This is a genomic window from Actinoallomurus sp. NPDC050550 (assembly GCF_040655075.1).
Lineage (GTDB): Bacteria > Actinomycetota > Actinomycetes > Streptosporangiales > Streptosporangiaceae > Actinoallomurus.
In genome coordinates, this window is the sequence record NZ_JBFAJC010000002.1 from 402,387 (window position 1) to 424,283 (window position 21,897).

The following is a 21,897-nucleotide window of genomic DNA, read 5'->3' on the forward strand; positions in this document are numbered from 1 at the left end:
TCGCTGCGCTGTGGGCCTGCGCGCGCCTCGGACAGAGCAGGCTCGCGCTCGGTCACGTCGACATCGGTATGGCCACGCCGCCGGTTCATCGGCAGGGACGGATAACTGGCCCTCCGCGCAGCACAGGCAACTACGCATGTCCGTACCCGGAGCCATCCCACACATGACGAGCAGCACCGAGGCCACCTCGAGTACCCCGCAGGTAGCGGTCAACGACATCGGGTCCGAGGAAGCCTTCCTCGCGGCGATCGACGAGACCATCAAGTACTTCAACGACGGCGACATTGTCGAGGGCACTGTCGTCAAGGTCGATCGAGACGAGGTCTTGCTCGACATCGGCTACAAGACCGAGGGCGTCATCCCCTCGCGTGAGCTCTCGATCAAGCACGATGTCGACCCGAACGAGGTCGTCAAGGTCGGAGACCACGTCGAGGCCCTTGTTCTCCAGAAGGAGGACAAGGAAGGTCGTCTGATCCTGTCCAAGAAGCGCGCCCAGTACGAGCGCGCCTGGGGCACGATCGAGAAGATCAAGGACGAGGACGGCATCGTCACCGGTACCGTCATCGAGGTCGTCAAGGGCGGCCTCATCCTCGACATCGGCCTGCGCGGCTTCCTTCCCGCGTCGCTGGTGGAGATGCGCCGGGTTCGCGACCTCCAGCCGTACGTCGGCCGGGAGCTCGAAGCCAAGATCATAGAGCTGGACAAGAACCGCAACAACGTGGTCCTTTCCCGCCGTGCCTGGCTCGAGCAGACCCAGAGCGAGGTCCGCCAGACCTTCCTCAACACCCTCCAGAAGGGCCAGGTCCGCAAGGGCGTCGTGTCCAGCATCGTCAACTTCGGTGCGTTCGTCGACCTCGGCGGCGTGGACGGTCTGGTGCACGTCTCCGAGCTGTCCTGGAAGCACATCGACCACCCCTCCGAGGTCGTCGAGGTCGGCCAGGAGGTCACGGTCGAGGTCCTCGACGTCGACATGGAGCGCGAGCGGGTCTCGCTGTCGCTCAAGGCGACGCAGGAGGACCCCTGGCAGCAGTTCGCCCGCACCCACCAGATCGGCCAGGTCGTTCCGGGCCGGGTCACCAAGCTGGTGCCGTTCGGCGCGTTCGTGCGGGTCGAGGAGGGCATCGAGGGCCTGGTGCACATCTCCGAGCTGGCCGAGCGCCACGTGGAGATCCCCGAGCAGGTCGTCCAGGTCGGCGACGAGATCTTCGTCAAGATCATCGACATCGACCTCGACCGGCGCCGCATCAGCCTCTCGCTGAAGCAGGCCAACGAGACCGGCGGGACGTTCACCGACGAGGAGTTCGACCCGACGCTCTACGGCATGCCCGCCGAGTACGACGAGCAGGGGAACTACAAGTACCCCGAGGGCTTCGACTCGGAGACCGGCGACTGGCTCGAGGGCTTCGACGAGCAGCGGGAGACCTGGGAGCGGCAGTACGCCGAGGCCCGCACCCGCTTCGACGCCCACAAGAAGCAGGTCGAGGAGGCCCGCCGGGCCGAGGCCGAGGCGGCCGGCCCGCAGTCGTACAACACCGAGCAGCCTCAGGGCGGTGAGACCGGCGGTGCCCTCGCTTCCGACGAGGCGCTCGCGGCGCTCCGCGAGAAGCTGTCCGGCGGCCAGGAGTAAGACGACAATCAAATAACGGCGAGGAGTAGAAGACCACGTTATGGTCGATTCTCACTCACGCGTCCGATCTGGGGGTCCCGTCGTTTCGGCGGGGCCCCCGGTCGTTCCCCAGGAGCTGTCGCGGATCTCGCTGATCGCGGTCACCATCGCGGTGCTCGCCGCGGTGCTGCGGACGGCGTTCCCCGCGTTCGGGCATTTCACCGAGTCCGGCGGGGCGGTCACCGCCACCCTGGTGATCCTCCTGTCCGGCCTGGCCGGCGTCCTGGCGCCCGCCGTCCGGGCGGTCGCCGGGCCCCGCGGCCTGCTGGTCGCCGGAGTCGGGGGGCTGCTGCTGGTCCGGCTGGCCATGCAGGCCCTGTCGCCGGCGCTGTGGCTCGCCTTCGCGGGCACGGTGTTCGGGATGCTCGCCGTCACGGCGCTGTACGAGGCGGCGCGCGGCCTGTCCGGCACCGGGTTCGCGGTCGCGGCGACCGCCGGGCTCACCGGCGACACCGCGCTGCGGCTGGCGTTCGGCACGTGGGACCCGCCCTCCCGCCCGGGCGTCGCCGCCTGGATCGTCACCCTGCTGGTCGTCGCCGGCGGTGTCGCGGCGCTCGTGGGATGGCTGCGCACGCCACCGGTCGAGGCTCCAGTGATCGGCTGGCGTGACGCGCTCGGCGCGGCCGCGCTGGGGCCGTTCCTGGCCCTGCAGATCCTCGTCCTGTCCAGCCCGGCGTTCACGTCCTCCAGCGGAGGGCTGCCGCTGGCCGTCGCCGGCGCGGTCGTCCTCGCCGGCCAGGCGCTGAGCCTGGCGTTCCTGTCCTCGGGCCTGGCCGTCGCGGCCGTGCCCGGCGGGGTGTGCGTGTTCGGCGGGACGATCCTCGGCGTGGGCGCGGCCGCCGTCACCGGCCGGTACGGCCTGACCGGTGCGGTCGCGATCGCGATGGTCGTCGTCGGGCAGGTGCTGTCGGCGTGGCTGCTGGCGGTCGCCTCGCGGGTGCCGCTGCGGCGCGGCGGCTACCGCGGCCGTCCCGCCGAGCGGGGCGGGCCGCCGCCGAACGTCAGCGTCGCCGACACCGGCGGCCGGGCGTGGCGCATCGACCTGGGAGCGGCCCTCGGCGGCCTCGGCATCCTGGTCGTCCTCCTGCCCTACCAGCTGCACTACATCCACCCGCTGCCCCTGCCGAACAAGGTCCTGCCGGGCCTGGCGGGCATCGCCCTCGGGCTGCTGTCGGCGATCGCCGCCGCGCGTGGCGGTCCGCTGCCGGCCCGTTCGGCGATCCGCGCCCTCGGCGCCGGGGCGGCGGCGCTGGTGCTCGTGGCCGTCCCGGTGATCTACGCGGTCACCGCGCCTTCGGTGACCGGCGCGGCGTCCCTGCCGGGCACGTTCCGCCTCGTCTCGTACAACGTCCACGACGCGGTCGGCGGCGGGGGACGGCTGGACCCGGAGGGGGTCGCCCGCGCGATCGAGGCGCAGCACGCCGACGTCGTGGCGCTGCAGGAGGTCGGCCGGGGCCGCCCCATGTCGGGGACCGCGGACGTCGCGTCCTGGCTGGCCCGGCGGCTGAAGATGCGGCTCGTGTGGGGCCCGGCCGCCGACCACCAGTACGGCAACGCGGTGCTGACCCGGCTGCGGGTCAAGGCCACCGGGACCGGGCGGCTGCCCGTGGGCGCGGGCCCGCAGGCCCCCGGCTACGTCTGGGCGCGGATCGACGCCGGAGGCGGGCGCACCGCTGACGTGTGGTCCGTCCAGCTCCAGCAGGGTGCCGACCGCACCCAGACCCGGCAGGCCGAGATCGTCAAGCTGCTGCAGCTGTGGAGCGGCGCCCCCCGTACGGTCATCGCCGGGGACATGGGCGCCGGCCCGGGCAGCCCGGAGCTGAGCCGGCTGTCCGCGCAGAGCGGCCTGAGCAGCCCGATCGAGTCCCCACCGCCGACCACGACGGGCGGTGGGCGCGTCGACTGGATCCTCGGCAGCGACGACCTCGGCTTCGACAACAGCGCGGTCGACTCCTCCCACCGGGCCTCGGACCACTACCCGGTGGCCGCGACCGTCCGCGTGGTGGGCTGAGGATGGACGAGGTCCGGATCGAGCGCGCCGGCGTCGACGACGCCGGCGAGATCCTCACCGTGCAGCGCGCCGCGTACGTCACCGAGGCGCAGCTGCACGGTGACCCGTTCCTGCCGCCGCTGGTCGAGTCCCTCGACCAGATCCGGAAGATGATCGCCGAGTCGCTGGTCCTCAAGGCGAGCGTCGGGCCGCGGCTCGTCGGGTCCGTACGCGGCCGGTTCAACGAGCGCACGTGCCTGGTCGGCCGCCTCGTCGTCGTCCCCGACCTGCAGGGGCGGGGGATCGGCGCGGCGCTGATGCGGGCGCTGGAGGCGGAGGCGGCCGGGCAGGCCGACTCGTGCGTGCTGTTCACCGGGCACCTCAGCGAGGGGAACCTGCGCCTGTACCGGCGGCTCGGGTACGCCGAGACGAGCCGGGAGCGGGTCGCCGACCACCTCACGCTCGTCCACATGCGCAAGGCCCTACCAGGGGCCGCTTCATGAGCCCTGTCCGGCTGCGCGGCGTCCAGAGCGCGCCTCGCCGGGTTGTCGCCCCACCCCACGAAAACGCGCGGAAGCGGCTTCGCCGACCGCCGCGTTTCCGCGGGGACCCCGGCAGGTGGCGGCAGCCGACACCAGGCTGCCTCCCTCCTCCGCCTTGCGAGGCACACTCTGGACACCGCTCGCTACGAACGGGGCTCATGAAGCAGCCCCTGGCCGCCGCGCCGGAGGAGTGAGTACGCTCGCGGGCGTGCTGAGTGTGGGGTTGACCGGAGGCATCGGGTCGGGCAAGAGCGAGGTGTCCCGGCGGCTGGCGGAGCGCGGCGCGGTGATCGTCGACGCCGACGCCGTCGCCCGGGAGGTCGTCGAGCCGGGCACGCCCGGCCTGGCCGAGGTCGTCGCCGAGTTCGGCGAGGGCGTGCTGCTCGCGGACGGCTCCCTGGACCGGGAGAAGCTGGGCTCGATCGTGTTCGCCGACGACGCGAAGCGTGCGCGGCTCAACGCGATCGTCCACCCGCGGGTGGGGGAGCGGATGCGCGAGCTCGTCGAGCAGGCGCCGCCGGACGCGATCGTCGTCTACGACGTGCCGCTGATCGCCGAGAACGGTCTGGCGGGCATGTACGACCTCGTGGTGGTCGTCGACGCACCGGTCGAGGAGCAGGTGCGGCGGCTGACCGGCCTGCGCGGCATGACGGAGGCGGACGCGCGCGCCCGCATCGCCGCCCAGGCCACCCGGGAGCAGCGGCTGGCCATCGCCGACCGGGTCATCGACAACTCCGGCACCCTTGAGAAGCTCGCGGCGCAGGTCGACGAGCTGTGGGCCGAGCTGACCCGGCGCGCCGGCGTGGCGGTGGGCGAGCCGTGATGACGCGAACGACCTGGGCGATCGCGGGGCCGACGGTGACCTGGGCGATCGCCGGGCCGGTGCGCCGCGCCCGCGTGGAGGGGACCCGGCGATGCGGGTGACCTGGGGGATCGCGGGGCCGGCGCACCGTACGGACGTGGGGAGTCGCTGATGATGCGGGTGACCTGGGCGACCGACCAGGGCAGTCCGGCTCGGCCGAATGAGGACTTCGTCGCGACCGCGCTCGGCGCCGCCGTCGTGCTGGACGGCATGAGCATCCCGATGGACCGCGAGACCGGCTGCGTGCACGGCCGCCCGTGGTACGTCGGGCGGCTCGCGACCCGGCTGCTCGCCGCCCTACTCGACCACGGGCAGGACCCGGCGGCCGCACTCGCGCAGGCGATCACCGAGACGGCGGCCGCGCACGGCGGCCGCTGCGACCTGGCCCACCCCTGGACCCCGGCGACGACCGTCGTCGCGCTGCGCGTGCGCGACGAGGTCGCCGACTACCTGGTGCTGTCGGACTCCACGCTGCTGCTCGACCAGGGCGGGGAGGTCACCGCGCTGACCGCCGAGGGCAGCGGGTTCGCCGCCGCCGACCCGCGCGTGGCCGGGGAGGCGCTCACCGGGAGCGCGCCGCTGCGCGACCTGCGCCGGGCGGCGCTGCTCACCGACGGCGCCACCCGGCTGGCCGACCGGTTCGGCCTGGCCGACTGGCCGGGCACGCTCGCCACCCTGGCCGAGCGGGGCCCGGCCGCGCTGATCGAGCAGGTCCGCGAGGCCGAGCGCTCCGACCCGCACGGGCGCCGCTGGCCACGGAACAAGCCGCACGACGACGCCACCGCCGCCTACTGCGAGTTCGTCTAGGGGGTGTCCGGCGGGTCTTGGACGCCGTGCGGCCGGACGTAGATCCGCCGGACACCCCCTAACCCTTGAGCACGGAGCGGAGGGTGTCCGGGCGGTTGGTGATGATCCCGTTGACGCCGTAGCCGATCATCCGGCGCATCGTGGTGCGGTCGTTGACGATCCACACGAAGATCTTCAGGTGGCGTTTGTGCACGCTCTTCACATAGCCGGACGTGACGTCCTTGTACGTGGGATTGACGTACTTGGCGTACTTCGCGACGGCGGGCAGTTGCCCGGTGGTGGGCGTGCCGAGCACGCCGAGCGGCACCGCGGGCAGCAGCTTGTGGAACGTCTTGAGCGACGACCACTCGAAGCTCTGCACGATCAGGTGGCCGGGGCGCAGCCAGTACGGGTGGGTGCGTAGGTCGGCCGCGATCCGGCTTGTCATGCCCGGGTACAGGGACGGGTTCTTGATCTCGAGAAGGAGTTTGAGGCCGGTGCCCTGCATGCCGTTCAGGGTCTCGTCCAGGGTCGGAACCCGCTCGCCCTTGTACTTGGCCGAGAACCACGAGCCCGCGTCGAGCCGCTTGATCTGTTTGAGCGTGTAGGCGCCGACCCGCCACGGCGACCCGTGCGGGTAGACCTTCTCGACGTTGGTGGTCCGGCTGAGCGTCGCGTCGTGCATGATGACCAGCTTGTGGTCCTTAGTCTGCTGGACGTCGAGCTCGAAGTAGTCCGCGTGCCTGGTCTTGGCCTGGCGGAATGACGCGAGGGTGTTCTCCGGCGCGTACGCGGACGCGCCGCGGTGCCCGACGTCGGCCACCGACGTGGCGGCGGAGGCGGTGCCGGTGAGCGCGAGGGGGACTGCCGAGGCGAGGGTGACGACGACGAGGCGTGCGGCCATGGGCATCCTTCGGCGACGGGGGTGGGCTCGGCAATGATCATGCTCCGCCGGAGGGACCGCCGGGCGAGAACGCCATGTTTCGGAGATGACACTCATGTTGACATTCGGTAACGCGGGCCCGGTAGGACCGCGATGCCAGGCATGTCGCCGTTGACGATCACAGCGGCCGGCTCGGCAGGGGTGGCGGCCCTGCCCACGCCTGCCGAGCCTGTTCAGAACCCGCCTCAGGGCGGACCGACCGCACCAGGAGACGGACGCGCCACCATGGCGGTGCCGGACTCCGAGACCCCGGCCCGCGCCGCGTCCGCCGACGGCAGGTCTATTCGGTGCGCAGGGCGGTGGCGGTGCGGGTCCGGGCGGCCCAGCCGGCCGGGAGCAGCGCCCCTGCCGTCGCGAGGATCAGGCCGCCGAGGACGAGCGGTGCCAGCACGGGCAGGTCGTACACGGCGATGTCCGCCGCCGGGAACCTGGTTCCCGCGGCGTGGCCCATGACCGGCAGCACGTAGTCGTGCAGCGCGACGCCGATCGGAACCCCGAGCACACCGGCGAGCAGGCCGATCCCGGCGACCGACGTGACGACCATGGTGACCGTCTGGCGCGGCCCCATGCCCAGTGCCTTGAGCACCCCGAGGTCGTGGACGCGTTCGCGGGTGTCGAGCACCACCGTGTTGAGGACGCCGAGACCGGCCACGGCGACCAGCATCAGCGCGAGCGTCGCGGCCAGCGTGTCCATGGCGACGACCACGCCGCTCACCTGCCCGGAATTCGCCTGGGCGGTGATGCCGAGCGGGCGAAGGGCGGCGTTGAGGGAGCTCAGGTACGCCTGGACATCGGTTCCCGGCCGGAGGTCGATGGCGAACTCGATCGACTCCGGGGCGACAGGGTCGCCGAGGCCGGCCAGGGACGCCTCGTCGGTCAGGATGGTCATGCCTTCCTCGCGCAGGTCGAGGGCCTCACCGACGATCCGTACCGGGGCGGTGCGGCCGCTGCCGGTGAGGGTGATGGTCTCCCCGATGTGCGATCCGGTCGCGTTGAGGAACCCTGAGGGGACCACCACCTGTCCGGGGCCGCTGAACCAGGAGCCGGAGATCATCTGGAACGAGCCCCAGGACGAGTCGCCCTGAAAGGCGATCACGGTCGTGGCGTCGGCGAGTCCGGCCACGACGACCCGGGTCTGGCCCGTCCTGAAGAATCGCCGGGTCCCCGGCTGTGCACGGATCTTCGCGGCGACCGCGCCGCGGTCCGCCGCCTTGGGCGCTCCGGCGCCGGGCGGAGGGATGGCGTGGACCACGACCGCGCCGGGCGTCCGGCGGTTGAGGCCGTCCTGGATGTCGGCGAGGGACATGGTGAGGCCGACGCCGAAGGTGACTCCGATCGTGCCGAGTGCCACGGCCGCGGCGATCGTCGCCGACCGCGCGGGCCGGGAGAAGGGGGTGGCCAGGCCGAGGCTCACCGGGCGCGGCAGCGGCAGCCGGCCGAGCAGGCGCCGGATCGCGCGCCCGCGCCCGGCGCGCGGGGTGCGTCCGACGGCGATCGCCTCGACGGTCCGAAGCCGCCCGGCACGCAGCGCGGGCACCAGCGCCGTGGCGGCGACCGCTGCGAGAGCGGCGGCGGGAACCGCGACGTCGATCCACGGGGCGATAGTCAGCGTCCCCGTGCCGTACGCGTGTCCCGCCTCGCCCAGGACCGGGATCGACAACAGGTTGCCGAAGAGGACGCCCAGGACGGTGCCGATGGTCGCGGGGATCAGCGCCTGCGCGACGTAGGCCCGCACGACCTGTTCCGGGGTGAAGCCGAGGGACTTCAGGATTCCGATACGCCGGGTCGCGGCGCTGACCGCGCCGCTGACCACGATCCCGATGACCAGGACCGACATGACCAGGCCGAGCACCGCGAAGGCGACGACGAACGGCACGAACGTCGCCGAGGTACGGGTCGCGGCCAGCTTGATCTTCAGATAGGACGCCGCTCCGGTCATCGATCCCGGTGGTACGGCGGCGGCGATCGTGGCGCGGTCGGCGGCGATCTGGGCGTCGGTGGCGGCCCTGCCGAAGCGGTAGAGCATCTGGTGGGCGGGGGTCTGGCCGGGCGCGGTCAACGCCGCGAGCTGTGCCGGGGACACCCATGCCTCGGCGCTCGCGCCCACCGACTTGGCCACCCCTACGACGGTCAGTGTCGGGCCACCGGGCAGATCGGGGAACGTCATCCGGTCCCCGACGTCGAACGGCACGCCGCCCTCATTCAGCACGATCTGTCCTGGCCCGGTGATCCATCGGCCGCCGACGATGTCGATGTCGTCGACCGATCCGCCGGCGTCGGCACGGCCGACGACCGTCATCGGCGGCAGCGGCTCGCCGACCGGTATCCCGAATCGGTTCGTGCCGGCGTGCGGGTTCAGCGGCAGGACGGGGAACGGCCCGGCGGCGGCCGTGACGCCGGAGACGTGCGCGGTCCCCGAGAGCCGCGCGGCGGTGACCTTGGCCGGGTCGAACTGCGCGGTGAGGTGCGCGCCCTTCTGCTTCGCGAAGGCGTGGTCGAAGGGGGCCTGTGATGCCACGAGAAGACCGGCGCCCAGCACCGACGCCGTGACCGCCAGCATCGTGGTCAGCGCCATCACCAGGGTCTGGACCCGGCGCCGTCCGACGCCGGCGCGTACGACCTTGCCGAGGGCGCTCATCGGGCCGCCACCCGGACGTCGCGGGCGATCCTGCCGTCGACGAGCTCGATGGTCCTGGTCGCGCACGAGGCGGCGAGGGCGGTGTCGTGGGTGACCAGCAGGATCGTCTGCCCGTCGCGGTTGAGGCCGACCAGGAGTTCCCTGACGTCCGCCGCGGACGCGGTGTCCAGCGCGCCGGTCGGCTCGTCGGCCAGCAGCAGCGGGGGGCGGTTCATGAGCGCCCGGGCGACCGCCACGCGCTGGCGCTCACCGCCGGACAGGCGCCCGGGGAAGGCACGAGCGTGCCGGGCGATGCCGAGGTGTTCGAGAAGCTCGGCCGTGCGGGCCCGTGCCTTTCCGCGCGGCATCCCCGAGAGCTGTGCCGGAAGCAGCACGTTGTCCTCGACGGTCAGGTCGTCCAGGAGGTTGAAGAACTGGAAGACCATGCCGATGCGTTCCCGCCGGTACCTCGCCAGGGCGGCCTCGCTCAGCGCGTCGACGCGGACGCCGTCCACGGTGACACCGCCCTCGCTGGGCCTGTCCAGTCCGGCGACCAGGTTGAGCAGGGTCGACTTGCCGCTGCCCGACGGGCCGAGCACGGCCAGCGCCTCACCGGCGCCCACCTCCAGGTTCAGACCGGTCAGCGCCGGCCGTCCTGCGTCATATCTCTTGCTCACGTCGCGGATCTCGATGATCGGCGCGCTCACGGGTCCTCCAGGGGATCGGGGCGGTTTCGACGCGACCCGACGCTAGAAGCGGCATGGCGCCCGGCGCGTCGGCAGTCGTGACGAACTCCGGTACTCCGCCAGGGGGACGCTGCGACGCGTCATCACTGCGATGTACGCCGGTGTCCCCAGCCGTTCATCATGCGGGCGGATGTGGCAGGTCAGGGCGCTTGCGACACTTGGCCGGTGAACAGAGCCGAGATCGCCCGTCGGTGGCAGGCCGGCACCGCCGCGCTGCGGCGTGTCACGAGCCCGCCGCCGTTGTCCCGCTGGGCGTGGGCGGCCGACACGATCCTTGCCGTCGTCCTGGCCGTCGGCACGCTCAGCGTCGCCCCTGGCCCCGTAGCGGTGCACGACGTGCCGGCGCCGGTGATCCCTCCGGAGACCCCTCCGCCGGGCCTGGGCGTCCCGACGCCCCCGGTCGCTCCGCCCGCGCCTCCCGGCGTGCTCGTCCAGCACCACGGGCCCATCTCGTTCTGGCACCTGATTCTGGCGGTTCTGACCGGGCTGCCGCTGGTGGCACGGCGCCGGTATCCCCTCGTGGCGTTCTGGACCGTTCTGGGCGCGACGCAGCTGTATCACTTCAGCGCGGGGTTCGACCCCTCGTTCATCTTCGCCGCCTGGCTGATCGCCGCCTACAGCGCCGTGATGTACAGCCCCCACCGGGCGCTCGCGCTGGGGAGCGCGCTGGTGGGCGCCGGGGTGATCGCCGCCGGCCACAAGGCGGTCGTGCCCTCACTCAGGCCCGGTCTGGTCACGTTCCTCATCCTGATCCCGGCCGGGCTCGCGGCCAACGCGATCCACACCTGGAAGCAGCGCGTACGGACTCTGGAGGAGGAACAGGAGACGGCCACCAGGCGGGCGGTGGAGCTCGAGCGTTCGCGGATCGCGCAGGAACTGCACGACGTGGTGACCCACAATGTCAGCATGATGGTGGTTCAGGCCGGTGCCGCGCGCAAGGTGATGAAGACGGCGCCCGAGCGGGCCGAGCAGGCCCTGCTGGCCGTCGAGTCCGGTGGCCGGAGCGCGATGACCGAGCTCCGGCATGTCATGGGCCTGCTCACCATGAACGGCGACGACCCGGACCAGGCCGCCCCGGAGGATCTCGCTCCGCCACCGGGCCTGGACCAGGTGTCGGCGCTGGCCGCGCGCGTCCGCGAGACCGGGGTGCCCGGGGAGCTGACCGTCACCGGCACGCCGGTGCCGCTGCCGGCCGGGATCGACCTGGCGGCCTACCGGGTGGTGCAGGAGGCGCTGACCAACACGGTCAAGCACGCGGCCGGCGCCCGTGTGACGATCACCGTCGCGTACGGTCCTCGCGAGCTGCGGGTCGAGGTGACCGACACCGGCGGCACGTCCTCGGCGTCGGCCCGCTCCGGGAGCGGCCGGGGCCTGATCGGCCTGCGCGAGCGGCTCGCCGTCTACGGCGGGACGCTCGAAGCCGGCGAGCGTCCCGCCGGCGGGTACCGGGTGCGCGCCGTGATCCCGGTGGGTGAGGAGTGACCGAGTCCCTGCGAGTGGTCATCGCCGACGACCAGGCGCTGGTCCGCACCGGGTTCGCGATGATCCTCGCCGCTGAGGGGATCGACGTGGTCGCCGAGGTCGCCGACGGTGCCAAGGCGGTCGACGCCGTGCGCCGGACCCGCCCCGACGTCGTGCTCATGGACATCCGGATGCCGGAGGTCGACGGGCTGGAGGCGACCCGGCGCATCCTGGCTGCCGGCCCGGACGCGCCCCGCGTCATCATCCTGACCACCTTCGACCTCGACCGGTACGTCTACGCGGCGCTGAGCGCGGGCGCCAGCGGTTTTCTGCTCAAGGACGTCTCGCCGGAGCACCTGGTCGCCGCGGTGCGCCTGGTGCGCTCCGGGGACGCGCTGCTCGCCCCGAGCATCACCCGCCGCCTCGTCGAGCGGTTCGCCCGCCGCGACGAGCAGGCCGCGACCCTGCACCGCGACCTGTCGACGCTCACCCCGCGTGAGCTCGACGTGCTCCGGCTGCTGGCCCGGGGGCTGAGCAACGCCGAGCTGGCCGGTCGGCTCCAGGTCAGCGACGCGACCGTGAAGACCCACGTGGCACGGATCCTGTCCAAGCTGGGCCTGCGCGACCGCGCCCAGGCGATCGTCGTCGCCTACGAGACGGGCCTGGTCACGCCGGGAGAACCCGGGAACTGACCCGCCCCGGTGGTGCCGCCTCCCGGTGAACGGCTCGGAATGTCGGTGCCAGGGCGTAGGTTGAAGCTCATACCGGGGACCGTGGCCGTCGGCCCGCCCGGACCAGGGGCCGCCGAGGCGGCAGCGATCTTTCATCGGAGGAGCAGCGTGCGGCCTGTCACCGACCTTCAGCGTAAGGTGGCGCCCTTCGAGGTCGTCACCGACATGACCCCGTCCGGCGACCAGCCGCAGGCCATCGCGGAGCTGGAGCAGCGCGTCACGCGCGGCGACAAGGACTCGGTGCTCCTCGGCGCGACCGGCACGGGCAAGACGGCGAGCATCGCCTGGCTGATCGAGAAGTTGCAGCGTCCCACGCTCGTCATGCAGCCGAACAAGACGCTGGCCGCGCAGTTCGCCAACGAGCTGCGCGAGATGCTGCCCAACAACGCCGTCGAATACTTCGTCTCCTACTACGACTACTACCAGCCCGAGGCGTACGTCCCGCAGACCGACACCTTCATCGAGAAGGACTCCTCGATCAACGACGAGGTGGAGCGGCTGCGGCACTCGGCGACCAACTCGCTGCTGACCCGCCGGGACACGATCGTGGTCGCGTCGGTGTCCTGCATCTACGGCCTGGGCACCCCGCAGGAGTACGTCGACCGCATGGTGCGGCTGCGGGTCGGCGACGAGATCGACCGCGACGAGCTGCTGCGCCGGCTGGTCGCCATGCAGTACGCCCGCAACGACCTGGCGTTCACCCGCGGCACGTTCCGGGTGCGCGGCGACACGGTCGAGATCATCCCGCAGTACGAAGAGCTCGCCGTCCGCATCGAGATGTTCGGCGACGAGATCGAGAAGCTCGCCACGCTGCACCCGCTGACCGGCGAGGTGATCACCGAGGACGAGGAGCTGTACATCTTCCCGGCCTCCCACTACGTCGCCGGCCCCGAGCGCATGGAGCGGGCCATCAACGGCATCGAGAAGGAGCTGGAGGGGCGGCTCGCCGAGCTGGAGCGGCAGGGCAAGCTGCTGGAGGCCCAGCGGCTGCGGATGCGCACCACGTACGACATCGAGATGATGCGGCAGGTCGGCAGCTGCTCCGGCATCGAGAACTACTCCCGCCACATCGACGGCCGTGGCCCCGGCACCGCGCCCAACACCCTGCTCGACTACTTCCCCGAGGACTTCCTCCTCGTCGTCGACGAGTCGCACCAGACCACGCCGCAGATCGGCGCGATGTACGAAGGCGACATGTCGCGCAAGCGCACCCTGGTCGAGCACGGGTTCCGGCTGCCCAGCGCGATGGACAACCGCCCGCTGAAGTGGGAGGAGTTCCTGGAGCGCATCGGCCAGACGGTCTACCTGTCCGCGACGCCCGGCCCGTACGAGCTGGGCCGCGTCAAGGGTGACGTGGTCGAGCAGGTCATCCGCCCGACCGGTCTGATCGACCCCGAGGTGCTCATCAAGCCGACCAAGGGCCAGATCGACGACCTGGTCCACGAGATCCGCCAGCGCGCCGAGCGCGACGAGCGGGTGCTGGTCACCACGCTGACCAAGAAGATGGCCGAGGACCTCACCGACTACCTCCTGGAGCTCGGCATCCGGGTCCGCTACCTCCACAGCGAGGTCGACACGCTGCGCCGGGTGGAGCTGCTGCGCGAGCTGCGGCTGGGGGAGTTCGACGTCCTGGTCGGCATCAACCTGCTCCGGGAAGGCCTCGACCTGCCGGAGGTGTCGCTCGTCAGCATCCTCGACGCCGACAAGGAGGGGTTCCTGCGCTCGGAGACGTCGCTGATCCAGACGATCGGCCGCGCCGCGCGTAACGTCTCGGGCCAGGTCCACATGTACGCCGACAAGGTCACCCCCTCCATGGAGCGGGCGATCGACGAGACCAACCGGCGCCGCGCCAAGCAGGTCGCCTACAACGAGGCGAACGGCATCGAGCCGACGGCCCTGCGCAAGAAGATCGCCGACATCCTCGACATGCTGGCCCGCGAGGACGCCGACACCGAGGAGCTCATCGGCGGCGCCGGGCGGCAGCAGAGCCGGGGCAAGGCCCCGGTCCCGGGCCTGTCCTCCAAGCAGAAGGCCGGCCGGCACGCCGCCGACCTCGTCGGCGAGCGGCCGCGCGAGGAGATGGAGGCCCTCATCGACCAGATGACGCAGCAGATGCACCACGCCGCGGAGGAGCTGCAGTTCGAGATGGCGGCCCGGCTCCGCGACGAGATCAAGGAGCTCAAGCGCGAGCTGCGCGACATGAAGGAGGCCGGCGTTCGTTAGGGCCTGGCCCTGGGGCCTGAGAGGCGTTCAGAGGCATTCGCCCGTCGTGACGCCGGTCCGGTAGCGGCCAGGGCCACAACAGGCCGCTACCGGCCGCTCCGGAGCGGCACCGGCCTTCCCGGCGCGCCATAGGGCTGCGGGCCGCTACGAGGCGCCTGGGAAACGACACCGGGCCCGCACCGACGAGTCGGTGCGGGCCCGGTGGCCGTTCGAGGACTTAGAGCGGCTGAACCTGCTCCGCCTGCGGGCCCTTCGGGCCCTGGGTCGTCTCGAAGCTGACGCGCTGGTTCTCCTCCAGGGTGCGGAAGCCGCTGGAAGCGATGGCCGAGTAGTGCACGAACACATCCGGGCCACCGCCGTCAGGGGCGATGAATCCGAAGCCCTTGTCGGCGTTGAACCACTTAACGGTACCTTCTGCCACTTCTTTCTTCTCTCCTTCTTGGGAGCCTCACCGATACGCCGGGTGGTGTACCGGGGCTGCATACGGACCCTTGCTTTCGTCCGCGAAAACTATCCCGGAGAAGCGAAAACGCCCGCCGTCAGAACTTCCGCGGGCGCTCAAGATCAAACTCAATACGTACGGAAAACCACGACTGCAACACCGGCATGCTATCCGCTTGCCGGAACCCGGGCAAGCGTCCTGGGAAGGCCGCGCCGGACGCTCGCAGGGCTCCCGTCCGCCCGGCGAGGATGAGATCATGATCTCGGGTGGAGGTGGTGCATGGTCGCGGTGCTGTGGGGGCGGGTTCGTACGCGCCGGGGCGCACTGATCGCGATCTCGGCGCTTCTGGCGGTTCTGGCGGCGCTGACGGTTCCGCTGGCCGTCACCGACCAGTGCCGGCTCTTCGGCAGCGGATGCCGGGTCCCGCGCATCCATTTCGCGCCTCTGCCGACCCGGTTGACCCCCTTGGAGGCCGCCGTCCGCGGCGGCTACATCGTTCTCGGCGATTCCTACTCCTCGGGCGAGGGCACCTGGGACCTCGACGCCGACCGCTCGTACGCGGGCGGCGCCGAGGACTGTCACCGGTCGCGAGGGGCTTACTTCGCGACGGTGCTGCAGGGGTTCCGGTTCGCGCTCGGCGGAAACCTGTGGGCCTGCAGCGGCGCGCGCGTCGACGACGTCCTGCGGGGCGGACGGCACGGCGAGCCGGCGCAGATCGAGCGCCTGCGTCCCGACACGAGCCTGGTGACGCTCACGATCGGCGGCAACGACATCGGCTTCTCCGAGATCGTCACCCGGTGCGTCGTGCGGCTCCCCTGGTCGTCGGCCTGCCGGGACCAGGACCCTGACATCCGGGCGCGCATGTCGGCGCTGCCCGCCGGGCTGGCGTCGGTGTTCGACCAGATCGGCCGGCGCGCGCCGAAGGCGCGCGTCATCGTGCTGGGCTATCCCCGGCCGTTCCCGGTCCAGCCGGGGCATTCGGTGGACAACATCGGCGTCTCCGACCAGGCGTACCTCAACGGAGTCGTCCGGTCCCTCGACGACACGATCGCCGCCGCGGCACGGAACGCCGACGGAGGCCTGGCCGCCGCGGGCAGGCCCGGCACGGTGGAGTTCGTCGACGGGTACGGCGCGTTCGACGGCCACGAGCTCGGCACGGCGCAGCCGTACCTGAACGCCCTCACGATCGACTTTCGCGCGCCGGCGGTCCAGCCCCGCAGCTTCCACCCGAACGAGCTCGGCTACCAAAGCTTCGCCCGGCTGATCGACGGGCAGATCCAGTCCGGCCCACCCCGCCCCGTGTACCAGTACCGCCGCTGACCGGGTGCGCCCCTGACGGTGGCGGGCCGGAAACGTCCTTCCACCGGCGAATTACGCCGCCCCGAGCGCGGCCGACTCCGCCTTCTCTACTGGCACGATGGAAGGCCGGGCGCCGGCGTCCCGCCCGCCAGCTGACCGCAGACGGCCGTGGGCACGGCCCCGACCAGCGCCGAGCGCTCCGCCAGGCCGATCCCCAGCTCGTTCCGGGCCAGGACGAAGAACGGGTTGTCGGCGTCGCGGCCGCCGGCCACGAGGTTCGGCAGGTAGGTGTGCGTCGTGTAGTAGACGGTCATCGACCGGGGCAGCAGCACGTCGGTGCGGCCGGTCCCGAACCGTGACCGGGACACCTCGTCCCCGCCGAGCACGGTCAGCTCGCGGCCGGCGCAGCCGCCGTCGCGCAGAGCGTTGATCAGGCCACTGAGGTCCTCGGTCCGCCCCGGCGAAGTACACCAGGTCGTAGCGGGCACCCGTCGAGCTCCGGCAGGCCGCCCGGACCTTGCCGCCGATGTCGTCGGTGCCGTCGTAGCGCAGCATCGTGGAGGACGGGCCGACCTGCAACGCCCTCCGGGCGTCCTCGGCCAGCTCCGCGCCGTAGTCGTTGCCCGATCCGGGGGAGCGGTAGACGATCAGCGTCCGCCCGGGCCGCCGGCCGCCCAGGGCCTTGCGGGCGACCACGGCCTCGTCGTTGTCGGTCGCGGCCAGACCGTAGTAGTGCGGCAGCGCGGGGAGGGTGTCGGAGGAGTTGACCGGGGCGACGACGGCCAGGCCGGCGGCGTTCAGCCGGCGGACCGCCTGTTGCGACTCGGCGGCTCTGGCCGGCGGTGTGGGCGGGGTTCGGCCCGGCGCGTCCTCCGCCCAGCGCGGTGCTGACCGGTCCGCGTTCGAAGCGGACACCGCTCGTGGCGATCCCTACACACTCACGGCTGCCCGCCGGATTCGTCCGCAGTTGGGTGTCGGTGTTGGCGAAGAACAGGCCGTGCACGCTGCAGTGCGTCGAGGTGAGCTGGGCGTGCAGGTACGATCCGCCGACGGCGAGGGCGGCCAGGAGCACCAGCAGCGACCGGCCCGACCACAGCCAGGTCCACCGCGGGCGGATCCGGAGCTTCAGCGGCGGGGGCGCCGCCCGGATCGGGCTGCCGACGGAGATGGGCAGCCGCAGCAGCCACGGCAGGGCCACCTGCGCGCTCGGACCCTGGGCGCGGGCCAGGGACTCGAGCCACTGCTCGTAGCGCGCCAGCGGGGAGAGCGCGTCCGTGGTGCGGCGGACGCCGGGCAGGTCGTCGATGTCCGCCCGGTGGGCGTGATCGACCGAGGCCACGACGAGCAGCGGATGCAGCTCGCTGCGTCGGCTGCGCACGTCGCTCATCGCCAGCAGCAGCGCGACACCGCCGTTCCGGCCGGTGACGTTCTTGAGGAAGACGACGGAGGGCACGGGCCGCTTGAATCCCCGCAGTGTGGGGGACAGCTTGCGGTGCCGCGCGCGCAGGTCCTCCAGGAAGGCGAAGGTCCTGGTCTGCAGCCACGACTCCGCCGAGGTGGCCGAGCCGGTCGTGACGGCCTGGTGGATGTGGTCGAGTTCGCGGTTCAGCCGCCCGTCGAACCCCCGGTTGCCCTGGACGGCGAAGAACGATGAGGCGGCGAGCCACCGGTAGCGGGTGCCGAACCCGACGCGGGACAGGACCGACAGCCAGATCCTCCGGTTCATCAGCCCGGCGGCGAGGGCGACGGCGCCCGCACAGCGCTACGACCCTTTCGCGCCGGTCCGCTCCCCGGACCGGCGCGAAGGTCCTCGCGGCCGGGTGCCGGCCGGGCTCAGCCGGCGGCCGGGCGCGCCCGAAGGCGGCCGGCACGTCCGCGGCGGGTGCCGGCCCGTCGGTCTCAGGCGTCGGTGATCCGGTTCAGGCGCTCCAGGGCGTCGGCGAACTCCTCGATCATGTCGTAGACGACCTGACGGGCGGGCTTGACGGTGTTCATCTGCCCGACCACCTGGCCGACGAAGTAGTTGGCCAGCTGCCGGGCGCCCTCGTTGCCGGCCTCCGCGGCCTTGCCGATGGGCGCCATCGCGCCCTCGGCGACGATCATCTGCAGCGGCATCGGCAGCGGGCCGGGGCTGTCGGGGGAGTCCCACTCGTCGGTCCAGGCGGAGCGGAGCTGCCGGGCCGGCTTGCCCGTGCGCGACCGCGAGCGGACCGTGTCGCGGGAGGTCGCCGTGAGCATCTTCGCCTTCACCGCGGGCAGCGTCTCGGCCTCCTCGGTGGTCAGCCAGACCGAGCCGCACCAGACCCCCGACGCGCCGAGGGCCAGCGCCGCGGCCATCTGCCGTCCGGTCGCGATGCCGCCCGCCGCGAGGACGGGCAGCGGTGCGACGGCGTCGACGACCTCCGGGACGAGCACCATCGTGGAGATCTCGCCGGTGTGGCCGCCGGCCTCGCCGCCCTGCGCCACGATCAGGTCGACTCCGGCCTCGACCTGGCGCCGCGCGTGCTCGACCGTGCCCACCAGCGCCGCCACGGGCACTCCGGCGGCACGGGCCCGCTCCACCATGACCGGCGGGGGCGGGCCGAGCGCACTGGCGATGAGCCGGATCGGATGGGCCAGTGACACGTCGATCAGCTCGGTCGCGCCCTGCTGGGTGACCTGACGTCCCACGCCGTCGACGCGGGGGTCGGCGGCGGCCTCCGGCACCGGGACGCCGTACTTCTCGAACAGGCCCTTCAGGAACTCCCAGTGCTGCGGCGGCACGGCCGACAGCAGGGAGCCCGACCCCTCAGCCGCCTCCTTCGCGATCTTGCCGGGGACGAGGACGTCGACGCCGTACGGGCGGCCGCCGACGTGGTCGTCGATCCAGCGCAGCTCCTCCTCGAGACGGTCCGGGCTGTAAGCGACCGCCCCGAGGACGCCGAAGCCGCCCGCGTTGGTGACCGCCGCGACGACGTCGCGGCAGTGGCTGAAGGCGAACAGCGGGAACTCGATCCCGAACGTGTCACAGACCTCGGTCTTCAATCCTGCTCCTCGAAAACGGGATGGCTCTCGCCCTCGTCCGGGTGGACGAAGCGCGCACGCAGTGGCAGGCCTTCTCGCGGGGCGGTCACCCGGTCCAGCCGCCCGTACATCCACGGTCCCTCGGCGAGCTCCACCAGCGCCAGCGGCGCCGTCTCGCCGCCGGGGAGGTGCGCGACCGCCCACGACACCAGGATCGCCCGGCCGCTCGCCTCGGCCCAGACGAGCTCCTCGGCGCCGCACTCGGGGCAGCCGCCGGCGTCGGGCGCGTACCAGCGGTCGCAGGGGACGCACCGCCGGATCATCAGCCAGTCCCGCGCCGCGCCGTCGAAGAACGGATCCGAGCGGCCATCGCGTCGCACGACGCCGTACGGGTGCTCTGCCACGCTCATCGGTGTCCCCTCGAGTGCGGGCTGACGATCAGCGTGGAGTGGTGGTCGAGGACGCCGCCGTTCCCGCTGACCAGGATCAGGTCGTTCCGAGGCGCCTGGCGTGCGCCGCCGTCGCCGCGCGCCTGGATGACGGCCTCCGACAACGGGGTCATGCCCCACATGTAGTACGACGACAGCTGCCCGCCGCCGGTGTTGGTCGGCAGCCCCCCGCCGGGGCCGAGCACGCCGCTCGCGGCGAACGCACCGCCCTCGCCCTTGGCGCAGAAGCCGTAGTCCTCCAGGGAGACGAGGACCGTGAAGGTGTAGCAGTCGTAGAGCTGGCACATGGTGATCTCGGCGGGCGTGACGCCGGCCGTCTTCATCGCGGCCGGGCCGGAGATCGCCGCTCCCGTCGTCAGGCCGAAGTCGCTCCCGCGTTCGAGCCGGTGACCGGGGTGTCCCTGACCCCAGCCCCAGAGGTACACCGGCGGCCGCGCCAGGTCGCGGGCGCGCTCGGCGGTCGTGACGATCACCGCGATGCCGCCGTTGGAGACCAGGCAGCAGTCGAGGAGGTGGAGCGGCTCGACCACCCAGCGGGACTCCTGGTGGTCGCGCAGCGAGATCGGCTCCCGCATCTGCGCGCGGGGGTTGCCCGCCGCCCAGGCCCGCGTGCCGACGGCGATCGCGCCGAGCTGCTCGCTCGTCGTGCCGTACCGGGCCATGTGCCGCTGGGCGGCGACCGCGTAGTAGGCCGTCACGCTGCGGAATCCGAGGGCGGCGCGCAGCCCGTCCAGGCCGTGCCACTCGTGGGCGTCGCGGTGGTACGCCGAGCCCGCGGAGCGTTTCGGGCGCAGTGGCGCGTCGGCGAACACGCAGGCGACGGCGGTCGCCGATCCGGCGGCGACCACGGACGCGGCGTGCTCCACCATCGCGCCGGCGGTCGCGCCGAAGGAGTTCATCTGGACGAGCAGGCGTAGGTCGCGCAGGCCCAGGGCGCGGGCCAGTTCGATGCCGGGGGAGCCGGAAAGGCCGGGGCTCACGATCAGCCCGTCGAGGTCGGTGATGGCGAGCCCGGCGTCGGCCGCCGCGGCACGCACGGCCTGCGCGGCGAACCGTCGCGGACTCGGGCCGTACACCTTGCCGAACTCGGTCATGCCCAGCCCGGCGATCGCCGTCTCAGCCATGGCTCACCGTCGCCGCCTCACTCTCGCGGTGCGTTCGGACCCACCGTACCGAATGATATTCGGATTCGGGTGGGCCGGCGGGTCACCGCCTCGCGGCGAAGGCGGTGACGAGGGCGTCGACCAGGGGGCGGCCGGCCTCGCCCGACGGGTCGAGCTCCGGGTCGTAGATGCCGACGTGCATGCCGACCGCACGCGGATCGGCCAGCAGGATCGCCAGCGCCTCGGTGAACTCGGGGAAGGACAGCCCGTCGGGATTGGGGGAGTCGACCGCCGGCATGACGCTCTTGTCGAGCACGTCCGCGTCGATGTGGATCCAGTAGCCCTCGACGGGCGCGGCCGCCATGTCGCGGCGCCCGGCCTCGGCGGCCGCCGCCGCGCCGTGTTCACGGACGTACTCGATCGGATACCGGTGGATCCGCGAGGTGTGGAAGGGCTCGTCGTCGTACAGCACGAGGTCCTCCGGCTCGTACTGCACGCCGATGTGCACGGCGTGCTCCTCGGCGACGTACGGTCCGAGGCCCTCGATGCCGGTCAGCGCGGCCGGCCCGTGCCCGGTGGCGAGCGCGAGCGCCATGCCGCCGGCGGCGAACCGGCCACGACGGCTCTCCGGGTCCCGGAGCGGGGAGTAGTCGTCGTGGCCGTCGAGGTAGATGAGGCCGTACGAGCCGCGCCGCCGCAGGGCCAGGACCGGCCCGAGCACGATGCCGCAGTCGCCGCCGAGCACGAGCGGGAACCGCCCCTCGTCGATGATCTTCCCGACGCGGTCCGCGAGCCGTACGGAGAAGTCGGCGATGGCGGGGCCGTTGCGGAAGCCGGTGACCGGCTCGTCGGCGAAGGAGTAGGGCGGGGGCTCGACGCCGCCGGCGTCCGCCGCGCCGAGCCGGCCGATAAGGCCGTGCGACCGCAGCGCGGCGGCGAGGCCCCGGACCCCGGGCTGGTGGCCGTCGTGCGGCGGCCGCAGCCCGAGATTCGACGGAGCGTCCAGGACCGCTACCGACTGAGTCATGAGCACC

Annotated in this window: 19 protein-coding genes; 9 read left to right on the forward strand and 10 right to left on the reverse strand. The window is 72.4% G+C overall.

All coding sequences use genetic code 11. The features are described from left to right. Window positions 1-163: 163 nt before the first annotated feature. The 5 genes from rpsA to AB0I04_RS04210 all read left to right on the forward strand — a co-directional run bounded on the left by rpsA (window position 164) and on the right by AB0I04_RS04210 (window position 5,867). Window positions 164-1,627 carry a 30S ribosomal protein S1 gene (gene rpsA, locus AB0I04_RS04190; protein ID WP_360878649.1) on the forward strand — a complete coding sequence of 488 codons (1,464 nt, stop codon included), beginning with the start codon at window positions 164-166 and terminating at the stop codon, window positions 1,625-1,627. Between the two features lie 40 nt (window positions 1,628-1,667). Continuing rightward, the gene (locus AB0I04_RS04195; protein WP_360878652.1) at window positions 1,668-3,677 is read left to right on the forward strand and encodes an endonuclease/exonuclease/phosphatase family protein; all 2,010 of its coding nucleotides are present in this window, start codon (window positions 1,668-1,670) and stop codon (window positions 3,675-3,677) included. Window positions 3,678-3,679: 2 nt separating this feature from the next. Continuing rightward, complete coding sequence (locus AB0I04_RS04200) at window positions 3,680-4,159, forward strand: GNAT family N-acetyltransferase (RefSeq protein ID WP_360878655.1); 480 nt, start codon at window positions 3,680-3,682, stop codon at window positions 4,157-4,159. A 247-nt stretch (window positions 4,160-4,406) separates the two neighbouring features. Next, window positions 4,407-5,021, forward strand: coding sequence for a dephospho-CoA kinase (gene coaE, locus AB0I04_RS04205; RefSeq protein ID WP_360878658.1), 615 nt, complete (start codon window positions 4,407-4,409; stop codon window positions 5,019-5,021). Between the two features lie 150 nt (window positions 5,022-5,171). Then, on the forward strand, window positions 5,172-5,867 hold the full coding sequence (locus AB0I04_RS04210) for a hypothetical protein (protein WP_360878661.1): 696 nt from the start codon (window positions 5,172-5,174) through the stop codon (window positions 5,865-5,867). A gap of 58 nt (window positions 5,868-5,925) precedes the next feature. Here the strand turns inward: AB0I04_RS04210 and AB0I04_RS04215 are convergent, their stop codons facing one another. The 3 genes from AB0I04_RS04215 to AB0I04_RS04225 form a co-directional block, all read right to left on the reverse strand. Further along, window positions 5,926-6,750, reverse strand: coding sequence for a glycerophosphodiester phosphodiesterase family protein (locus tag AB0I04_RS04215; protein ID WP_360878664.1), 825 nt, complete (start codon window positions 6,748-6,750; stop codon window positions 5,926-5,928). A gap of 319 nt (window positions 6,751-7,069) precedes the next feature. Beyond that, the gene (locus tag AB0I04_RS04220; RefSeq protein ID WP_360878667.1) at window positions 7,070-9,427 is read right to left on the reverse strand and encodes an FtsX-like permease family protein; all 2,358 of its coding nucleotides are present in this window, start codon (window positions 9,425-9,427) and stop codon (window positions 7,070-7,072) included. Further along, the gene (locus AB0I04_RS04225) at window positions 9,424-10,113 is read right to left on the reverse strand and encodes an ABC transporter ATP-binding protein (protein WP_360878670.1); all 690 of its coding nucleotides are present in this window, start codon (window positions 10,111-10,113) and stop codon (window positions 9,424-9,426) included. Before AB0I04_RS04225 ends, AB0I04_RS04220 begins: the two co-directional genes overlap by 4 nt. Window positions 10,114-10,317: 204 nt before the next feature. Here AB0I04_RS04225 and AB0I04_RS04230 point away from each other — a divergent pair, with 204 nt between their 5' ends. The 3 genes from AB0I04_RS04230 (at window position 10,318) to uvrB (ending at window position 14,567) form a co-directional block, all read left to right on the forward strand. Next, entirely contained in the window at window positions 10,318-11,634 is a 1,317-nt protein-coding gene (locus AB0I04_RS04230; RefSeq protein ID WP_360878673.1) for a histidine kinase, read from the forward strand. Further along, window positions 11,631-12,305 carry a response regulator transcription factor gene (locus AB0I04_RS04235; protein ID WP_360878676.1) on the forward strand — a complete coding sequence of 225 codons (675 nt, stop codon included), beginning with the start codon at window positions 11,631-11,633 and terminating at the stop codon, window positions 12,303-12,305. Before AB0I04_RS04230 ends, AB0I04_RS04235 begins: the two co-directional genes overlap by 4 nt. A gap of 147 nt (window positions 12,306-12,452) precedes the next feature. Beyond that, complete coding sequence (gene uvrB, locus AB0I04_RS04240; RefSeq protein WP_360878679.1) at window positions 12,453-14,567, forward strand: excinuclease ABC subunit UvrB; 2,115 nt, start codon at window positions 12,453-12,455, stop codon at window positions 14,565-14,567. A 217-nt stretch (window positions 14,568-14,784) separates the two neighbouring features. On the opposite strand, the gene AB0I04_RS04245 is transcribed toward uvrB, so the two are convergent. Continuing rightward, the gene (locus AB0I04_RS04245; protein ID WP_345431049.1) at window positions 14,785-14,988 is read right to left on the reverse strand and encodes a cold-shock protein; all 204 of its coding nucleotides are present in this window, start codon (window positions 14,986-14,988) and stop codon (window positions 14,785-14,787) included. Between the two features lie 300 nt (window positions 14,989-15,288). Here AB0I04_RS04245 and AB0I04_RS04250 point away from each other — a divergent pair, with 300 nt between their 5' ends. After that, the gene (locus AB0I04_RS04250) at window positions 15,289-16,329 is read left to right on the forward strand and encodes an SGNH/GDSL hydrolase family protein (RefSeq protein WP_360878683.1); all 1,041 of its coding nucleotides are present in this window, start codon (window positions 15,289-15,291) and stop codon (window positions 16,327-16,329) included. An 86-nt stretch (window positions 16,330-16,415) separates the two neighbouring features. On the opposite strand, the gene AB0I04_RS04255 is transcribed toward AB0I04_RS04250, so the two are convergent. From AB0I04_RS04255 to AB0I04_RS04280, 6 genes are all read right to left on the reverse strand, one after another. Continuing rightward, window positions 16,416-16,796 carry a hypothetical protein gene (locus AB0I04_RS04255; protein ID WP_360878686.1) on the reverse strand — a complete coding sequence of 127 codons (381 nt, stop codon included), beginning with the start codon at window positions 16,794-16,796 and terminating at the stop codon, window positions 16,416-16,418. Next, window positions 16,739-18,034, reverse strand: a complete 1,296-nt coding sequence (locus AB0I04_RS04260; RefSeq protein WP_360878689.1) for a hypothetical protein — start codon at window positions 18,032-18,034, stop codon at window positions 16,739-16,741. The genes AB0I04_RS04255 and AB0I04_RS04260 overlap by 58 nt, the downstream gene beginning before the upstream one ends. A gap of 173 nt (window positions 18,035-18,207) precedes the next feature. After that, entirely contained in the window at window positions 18,208-19,332 is a 1,125-nt protein-coding gene (locus AB0I04_RS04265) for a nitronate monooxygenase family protein (protein ID WP_360878692.1), read from the reverse strand. Beyond that, window positions 19,329-19,721, reverse strand: a complete 393-nt coding sequence (locus tag AB0I04_RS04270; RefSeq protein ID WP_360878695.1) for an OB-fold domain-containing protein — start codon at window positions 19,719-19,721, stop codon at window positions 19,329-19,331. The genes AB0I04_RS04265 and AB0I04_RS04270 overlap by 4 nt, the downstream gene beginning before the upstream one ends. Continuing rightward, complete coding sequence (locus AB0I04_RS04275) at window positions 19,718-20,884, reverse strand: thiolase family protein (protein ID WP_360878698.1); 1,167 nt, start codon at window positions 20,882-20,884, stop codon at window positions 19,718-19,720. Before AB0I04_RS04275 ends, AB0I04_RS04270 begins: the two co-directional genes overlap by 4 nt. An 82-nt stretch (window positions 20,885-20,966) precedes the next feature. Continuing rightward, complete coding sequence (locus AB0I04_RS04280; RefSeq protein ID WP_360878701.1) at window positions 20,967-21,890, reverse strand: arginase family protein; 924 nt, start codon at window positions 21,888-21,890, stop codon at window positions 20,967-20,969. Between the last annotated feature and the right edge of the window lie 7 nt (window positions 21,891-21,897).

Bases quoted from the DNA above. Each gene is read 5' to 3' on its own strand.
- AB0I04_RS04195 (WP_360878652.1), top strand. From the start codon at position 1,668: ATGGTCGATTCTCACTCACGCGTCCGATCTGGGGGTCCCGTCGTTTCG.
- AB0I04_RS04280 (WP_360878701.1), bottom strand. From the start codon at position 21,890: ATGACTCAGTCGGTAGCGGTCCTGGACGCTCCGTCGAATCTCGGGCTG.
- AB0I04_RS04215 (WP_360878664.1), bottom strand. From the start codon at position 6,750: ATGGCCGCACGCCTCGTCGTCGTCACCCTCGCCTCGGCAGTCCCCCTC.
- AB0I04_RS04210 (WP_360878661.1), top strand. From the start codon at position 5,172: ATGATGCGGGTGACCTGGGCGACCGACCAGGGCAGTCCGGCTCGGCCG.
- AB0I04_RS04275 (WP_360878698.1), bottom strand. From the start codon at position 20,884: ATGGCTGAGACGGCGATCGCCGGGCTGGGCATGACCGAGTTCGGCAAG.
- AB0I04_RS04260 (WP_360878689.1), bottom strand. From the start codon at position 18,034: ATGAACCGGAGGATCTGGCTGTCGGTCCTGTCCCGCGTCGGGTTCGGC.
- AB0I04_RS04200 (WP_360878655.1), top strand. From the start codon at position 3,680: ATGGACGAGGTCCGGATCGAGCGCGCCGGCGTCGACGACGCCGGCGAG.
- rpsA (WP_360878649.1), top strand. From the start codon at position 164: ATGACGAGCAGCACCGAGGCCACCTCGAGTACCCCGCAGGTAGCGGTC.
- AB0I04_RS04220 (WP_360878667.1), bottom strand. From the start codon at position 9,427: ATGAGCGCCCTCGGCAAGGTCGTACGCGCCGGCGTCGGACGGCGCCGG.
- AB0I04_RS04270 (WP_360878695.1), bottom strand. From the start codon at position 19,721: ATGAGCGTGGCAGAGCACCCGTACGGCGTCGTGCGACGCGATGGCCGC.
- AB0I04_RS04250 (WP_360878683.1), top strand. From the start codon at position 15,289: ATGGTCGCGGTGCTGTGGGGGCGGGTTCGTACGCGCCGGGGCGCACTG.